General features: G+C 52.5%; 3 protein-coding genes. 1 reads left to right on the forward strand and 2 read right to left on the reverse strand.

The window, feature by feature from the left end; all coding sequences use genetic code 11:
• Positions 1–16: 16 nt before the first annotated feature.
• Both A7K91_RS16080 and yicI read right to left on the reverse strand, forming a co-directional pair.
• The gene (locus A7K91_RS16080; RefSeq protein ID WP_068684450.1) at positions 17–2,971 is read right to left on the reverse strand and encodes a glycoside hydrolase family 3 C-terminal domain-containing protein; all 2,955 of its coding nucleotides are present in this window, start codon (positions 2,969–2,971) and stop codon (positions 17–19) included.
• 183 nt (positions 2,972–3,154) lie between these two features.
• On the reverse strand, positions 3,155–5,482 hold the full coding sequence (gene yicI / locus A7K91_RS16085; protein ID WP_068684451.1) for an alpha-xylosidase: 2,328 nt from the start codon (positions 5,480–5,482) through the stop codon (positions 3,155–3,157).
• A gap of 214 nt (positions 5,483–5,696) precedes the next feature.
• Here yicI and A7K91_RS16090 point away from each other — a divergent pair, with 214 nt between their 5' ends.
• Entirely contained in the window at positions 5,697–6,608 is a 912-nt protein-coding gene (locus A7K91_RS16090) for a helix-turn-helix domain-containing protein (protein ID WP_342671741.1), read from the forward strand.
• The last annotated feature ends 332 nt before the right edge of the window (positions 6,609–6,940 follow it).

Genomic DNA, 6,940 nt, shown 5'->3' on the forward strand with positions numbered 1-6,940 from the left:
CTCCCTTCAATCAACTTCAATTCAACTGAAACAAAGATAAACGCACATCGCCGCTTAACGTAATATAGAAATCATGATCCATGCCCTCAGAAAGCTTCAGCGGGATTTCAATATCGGTCCAGCCTTGGTCACTTCCGTTTACCGCAATACTTCCAAGCTTCTCGCAGTTTGGCGATCCGCCTAACAAAATCCCGCCTTCGCCTGCAGCATGGACACGTCCTCTCCAGCACGACGCTTCCGTCAAAAGAGACCTGTTTACATCCCGATAAGCCAGCCAGCCGTTTTTACCATCGGTTACGGCAACGCAAAATCCGCCCTCCTTGTTTTCATCCAAATAAACGCCTTCATAATCGTCATAGGTATCCCCGGATGTGGGGAGGGTCAAATTACGCGAAGGAATGATTTCTCCCTCAATATCAAGCGTTGCGGCAGAACGGACATCTTCACTGGAAGCAGAGGCCATAAAGGTATAGCGGGCTTTTTCCAGACAAAATTTACTCCGGGTCACATCCCAAATGGCCAAGTCATCGACTGGAGCGGTCAGTTCAACGACTTCGCTTTGACCTGGCTGGATAAGCACGCGCTTGAAGGCCGTCAGCTTCTTAAGAGGCCGCTCGACGCGCGAGCCTTCCACTGACACATAGAGCTGCACAACCTCTTCCGCCGGGATATCCGACAAATTGGTAACCGTCAGCTTTGCCGTAACGCCTCCCGCAGGCAAACCGACTGTATTTTCTCCGTTAACCCCTGCGTTGGCATTAAGAGCAATGTCATTTGTCAGCTCCAGATTCCCATATCGGAACTCCCCGTAAGAAAGACCATGTCCAAAAGGATACAGCGGCTTGCCTTCATGATACAGGTATGTCAATTTGCTCTTCCTGATATCGTAGTCCAGCAGAATGCCAAGCTGCTCTTCAGAAGCATACCAGGTCATGTTCAGGCGCCCTGCCGGCGAGTAGTCGCCGAACAATACGGAAGCAAGAGCGTTCCCCAGCTCCTGTCCGCCATGGCTGGCATACAGAATGGCAGGAATGCGCTCCGCCAGTTCACCCAGCACAAACGGATAACTTCCGATAATGACAACCACAGTGCGCGGATTGACATCCAGCACGGCATTAATCAATGCTTGCTGGGAAGCCGGAAGCTCCAGACCGGGGCGGTCGATTTCTTCCTTGCCGTTGATTAGCGGATTGTTGCCAACCACAATAACCGCCGTTTCCGCAGTACGGGCAGCTTCAACCGCTTCAGCCAAACCGTTATGCACAACGGTTTTTTGGAGGACCGCTGCTTGTATTTCCTGCTTTTCCTGTTTTTCATGCTTCTCCTGTTCATCACAATTACCTTCAGCTGGATGTTTCTCTTGCTTGGCAACAGCCAATGGCCCGCCGGCTGCTGGCGCAATAATTGCGTCCCCGTTCCATGCTGTCATTTCCTTTTTGGCTTCATCATAGTGGAAAACTTCCTTGACGAACCAGCCATATGCTTCATCAGAAACAGCCGCCAAAAAAGCATCGTCGGCGCTGGATAACAGCTTGCCCGTGGCAAAACTTCGCAGCGTCAGGCTGCCCCAGCCCCAATCGGTTATGCGAAAAGGCTCCGCTGCCGCTCCGGGTTCGCCAACTGCAAGCCGGCTGCCGGCTCCCGGCTCCAGCAGCAAAGGTTTTCCATCTGCTGTATGGAAAACAACAACATCATCGCCGATGGCATGGATGACGCCGCCCCCGGCCAAACGCGATTTAATGCCGTCTACCGGCGTTACGGCATACGGAAGACTGCCGGAATACCAGTCGCGGTACACCACATCGGCCAGCGGCCCAATGACGGCAACTCCGCCGCTTACCGGTAGCCGGGCGCCTTCATCCCCGCCGGATTCGGCAATATTCCCTGCCGCAAGCGGCAGCAAGCCGCCTTCGTTTTTGAGCAAAACAAAGCTTTCAAGAGCCGCTTGCCTGGACAAAGCCGCATGCTCGGGAGCGCCAACCTTGGCATCGGGAATATCACTATACGGATTGTCCTCCGCTGGATCGAATTCGCCCAGCATAAAGCGGACGCGGAACGTATTGCGAAGCGCGGTATCCAGATCGCTTTCCTGCAGCAATCCCTCCGCCAGCGCTTCTCGAATAGCGCGGCAAGTCGTTTCCTTTTCATCCGTGATGCTGTCAATTCCCGCTTTGATGGCATGGGCTACGGCTTCTTTGTATGTTTCATAATAATGATGGTCGTTTACGATGCCCAGCAAATCACCGGCATCGCTTACGATAAAGCCGTCCATTCCCCACTCTTCCTTAACCACGGCCTTGACGTCATCCAGCAATATGGTTGGCACGCCGTTTACGGCATTATAGGAGGTCATCATCGATTTGGCGCCGCCTTGCACAAATGCCGGTTTAAACGCCGCCTGATAATATTCCTTCATATTGCGGGGATCAATGCTGGCGGAGCAGCTTCCCCGATTGATTTCGTTATTGTTGCCGATAAAATGCTTCAGCGTAGCGATCGCTTTGAAATAACGGGGATGATCCCCTTGAATGCCTTGAACAAGCGCCGCCGTTAATTCTCCGGTCAGTCTCGGATCTTCGCCGTAGGCCTCCTCCGTACGACCCCAGCGGGGATCACGCTCCATATCGACGGTCGGAGCCCACAGCGTCAAGCCGTTCATCTCGGGATTACGCTGATAGAACACGCGGGCCTCGTCACCGATGGCCGAACCAACCTTTTTCATCAGCTCCGGATTCCAGGTGCAGCCAAGCCCGATCGGCTGCGGATACACCGTTGCTTCTCCCAGCCAGGCCATGCCATGAGCCGCTTCTGTCCCGTGCTTGTATGCTTTGACGCCCAGCCGCTCAATAGCCGGCTGGTATTGCACCATGGATTCTATTTTTTCCTCCAGCGTCAAATGCGAGACCAAATCCTTTGCCCTTTCGTCGGGGGGCAGCTCCGTATTTTGAAATAAATATGCTGTTGCACTCACTTTCTCTCTCCTCCCTAAAAGTTGCCGCAACCCGAAAGAAACGGGTCACCCACGCTCTTTAACTTCGTTCATTTACTTCTTGCTCAACCGCTTCTGCCTCATAACTGCCGTCGCCCGGATAAAACAGCCGCAACGATCGCTGGACGCATCCGTCCTGCAGCCGCTGCGGCTCTTCTGTCAACTCTATAGCGCGATAGTAAACGCCAAGCTTGCTTGGCCGCCCGGCACTGATACCGTATTGCCTGCTGCGGCAGCTTGCGCGCCCGATGAAACGGTCAGGCTGCCTTCATGACCCTTAACGACCAGGGAGAACGGCTTGCCCGCTCCTTCGGCGGAGACGGCAATTTCATTGCTGGAGCGTTTGGCTGTTATGGTCAGCTCAGCTACGCCCTCTGTATTGTAAACGACCGTGGAAGCTTCGGCTCCATCCTCCAGCGCATAAAGCTCAAGACGCACATTGTCAGCAAAGTCGTAGTCCGGCTTGCCGTCTACCGACCCAATCGCAAGCAGCGTATTAGGACGGACAAATAGCGGCAGGCTGAAGAAATCATAGGTTTCCTTGCGCCATGAGCCGCCTTCCACCGTTTCGCCTTTCAAGAGGCTGGTCCATTTGCCCCTTGGCAGGTAATAGGACACCCCGCCGTCCTCCGACAGCACCGGCGCTACAAGCAGGCTATCGCCCAGCATGTACTGGCGGTCCAGCGTTTCGCAGGTCGGATCATCCTGGAATTCCAGCACCATGGCGCGCATCGCAGGCACGCCTTGCTGATTAGCCTGGATTGCGGTGCGGAACAGATAAGGCATAAGCGAACCTTTCAGCTTCGTAAAGAAGCGCGTTACGTCAACCGCTTCATTGTCGTACTCCCAAGGCACCCGATAGGAACGGCTGCCATGCAGACGGCTATGGCTGGACAACAGGCCAAACGCAAGCCAGCGCTTGAATACATGGGCAGGCGATCTATTTTCAAAGCCGCCAATGTCATGGCTCCAGAAGCCAAAGCCGGACAAGCCCAGCGACAAGCCGCCTCTCAAGCTTTCCGCCATAGATTCATAGTCGGAATCGCAGTCTCCGCCCCAGTGAACCGGGAACTTCTGACCGCCTGCTGTAGCGGAACGGGCAAATACCGCCGCTTGATTCCGTCCCAGCTTTTCCTCCAATACGCCAAATACCACTTTATTGTAGAGATACGTATAGTAGTTGTGCATTTTTTGCGGATTGGAGCCGTCATGATATACAACGTCAACCGGAATACGCTCGCCGAAGTCCGTCTTGAAGCTGTCGACGCCCATGTCCACAAGCTCGCGGAGGTACGAGGCATACCATTCGCAGGCGGCCGGATTAGTAAAATCAACAAGCGCCATGCCGGGCTGCCACATATCCCATTGCCATACGTCGCCATTTGCTTTTTTCACGAGATAGCCGTTGCTTTTGCCTTCCTCAAACAACCGGGAACGCTGTGCGATATAAGGATTGATCCAGACGCAAATGTTCAAGCCGCGCTCCTTCAGCCTTTTCAGCATACCTGCGGGATCCGGGAAAATACGCTCATCCCATACAAAATCCGTCCAGTGGAATTCGCGCATCCAGAAACAGTCGAAGTGGAAAACGCGCAGCGGCAAATCTCTTTCCGCCATGCCCTCCACGAAGGAATTGACGGTAGCTTCGTCATAATTGGTCGTAAACGACGTGGACAGCCACAGGCCAAACGTCCATGCCGGCGGCAGCGCGGGCTTGCCAGTCAAATCCGTATATTTGTTCAGCACGCCCTTCATGTCCGGGCCGTCGATAATAAAGTATTCCAGCGATTCGCCTTCAACGCTGAATTGCACCTTTTTCACTTTTTCAGAAGCGATCTCCAGCGATACCAGCTCCGGCTGATTGATAAATACGCCGTACCCTTTATTGGTTATGTAAAACGGAATATTTTTGTAGGACTGCTCCGAGCTTGTCCCGCCGTCCTTGTTCCACAGATCAACGGATTGGCCATTGCGGACAAAAGAGGTAAAGCGTTCGCCAAGGCCATACACCCACTCGCCTACGCCAAGGTCCAGCTCTTCGCGCACATAGGTTTTGCCGTCTTTGGCGGATGTAATATAGGCCATCGACTTTTGCTTGCTGCCCGTCAAACGTTCGCCATTGCGGACGAAGTCTACGCGCCAGGTCGGCCCTTTATGGATGATAACCTCCAGATTCCCGCTTTTCAGGCTGGCTGCTTCTTCAGTTTCCTCAATAATGGCCTGGCTTTCGTCAGCTGCGGACAATTCAAAAGCGGGGCCGTGATCCACCACTCCGGCATGATGGACCAGCTTTACGCCAATAACGCCGGGAAGAGGCGAATGGAAATGAACCGTCAGAAGCATCGTATCCAGCATGTTCGCCCGCGACAAAATAGGACGAGGAGCGGCATAAGCGGTCAAACGTCCGTCTCTTTGCTCAAAATCATGCGCCTGCACCGCGCCAAGCACATTATAGCCATCCCGAATCATCCAGTTACCGTCTGTAAACTTCAACGTGCACACCAGCCCTTCAAAAGGTTTAATTTGTCATTTTCAAACTCACTTACTTGCAGTATACTGATAAGTAAACGCTTTAACTAACAGGATTTTGCCTGTTTGTAGCACTATTTTGATTATTCATAAGATAAACCTGCATTCAAAGCATCATGGCAGCAAAATAGAACAATACGTCGCAAGGTTGAACATCCTCTGAAGGGAGCTGTCTGGCATGGTAATGGATGTGATGGAAAAACAGGCGTTAAAAGAAAACCGGCTGCACGGTAGTCACCAATTTCCGCTTGCTGCATATATGATGGGGCCAATCGGACCTGGCGCGCCTGTTCTGGACTGCCATTGGCATTCAGAAGCCGAGCTGTTTTATGTAACGGAAGGCGGGGTACTCATGCAAATAGGCGGCGAATACTTTCCCCTTCGCGCTGGAGAAGCCGTCTTTATTGATGGCGGAGAAATTCACGCTGGGTATGCGCTGGAGGATTTGTCTTGCTCCTACTGCGCTGTTGTGTTTGATCTGGATTTCCTTTCCAGTGCAAGCTTTGATGCCGTTCAGGAGAAGTATATTTCCCCGCTGCAGGAAAGAAGCCGTACTCTTCCCCGCCCCATTACAAGGGATCAGGCATGGGGACGCAGTCTTTTAGCTTTAATTGAATGGTTTATGGAGGTCTGCTGCGGGGAAAAACCAGGCTACGAAATCGCTGCCAAGGGACTGCTATATTTGATGCTTCATGATTTAACCGCAACTGACCAGCTTTGCAACCGCAGTGAACGTGAAGAAACGTCTCAAATGCAGTTCAAGCTGGACCGGCTGAAATCCGTCATCGGTCATATGCAGCTAAACTATCAGCGCCCTATTCGGATTTCGGAGCTGGCGGAGCAAATCCCGATGAGTGAAGGGCAATTTTGCCGTTTTTTCAAGGCTATGACTCGACAGACGCCCATTGAATATTTAAACGCTTATCGCATCCGCAAGGCGGCTGAGCTGCTGGAGAAGCCCCATGCCAAAATCGCTAATGTCGCCATGGACGTTGGCTTTGATCATATCAGCTATTTTGTCAAAGTGTTTCGCGCAAGAATGCAATGCACCCCTTCGGAGTATCGCAAACGTGTGCAGGCTGGAGAGTAAGCGCCGGATAGTGAGTCTGCCTGCTTGACGGAGTCTCAGCGCCGGAGGTAAGTCAAGCTGCTTGACGGAAAAGAACGCCGGAGGGTAGGTCTGGCTGCTAGATTGGCTGCTTGACGGATTGGCCGCTCTTACGGACATTTGTGGCCGCTAGAGCTGCTTTTTGACATTTTTCCACATTATAAAGGACATCCGCGGCCGTTAGAGCTCAATTTCATTCAATTGTCATTGAATTTTACTTCCTTACGGACACCAGTGTCTATGCTTGACCCACAATGCTTCCAAAAAACTGGATGTTGAAAACATAGCTACCCAACGAAGGTTCTCTCCGTTAT

The sequence above is a fragment of the Paenibacillus oryzae genome, from assembly GCF_001675045.1.
Classification (GTDB): domain Bacteria; phylum Bacillota; class Bacilli; order Paenibacillales; family Paenibacillaceae; genus Pristimantibacillus; species Pristimantibacillus oryzae.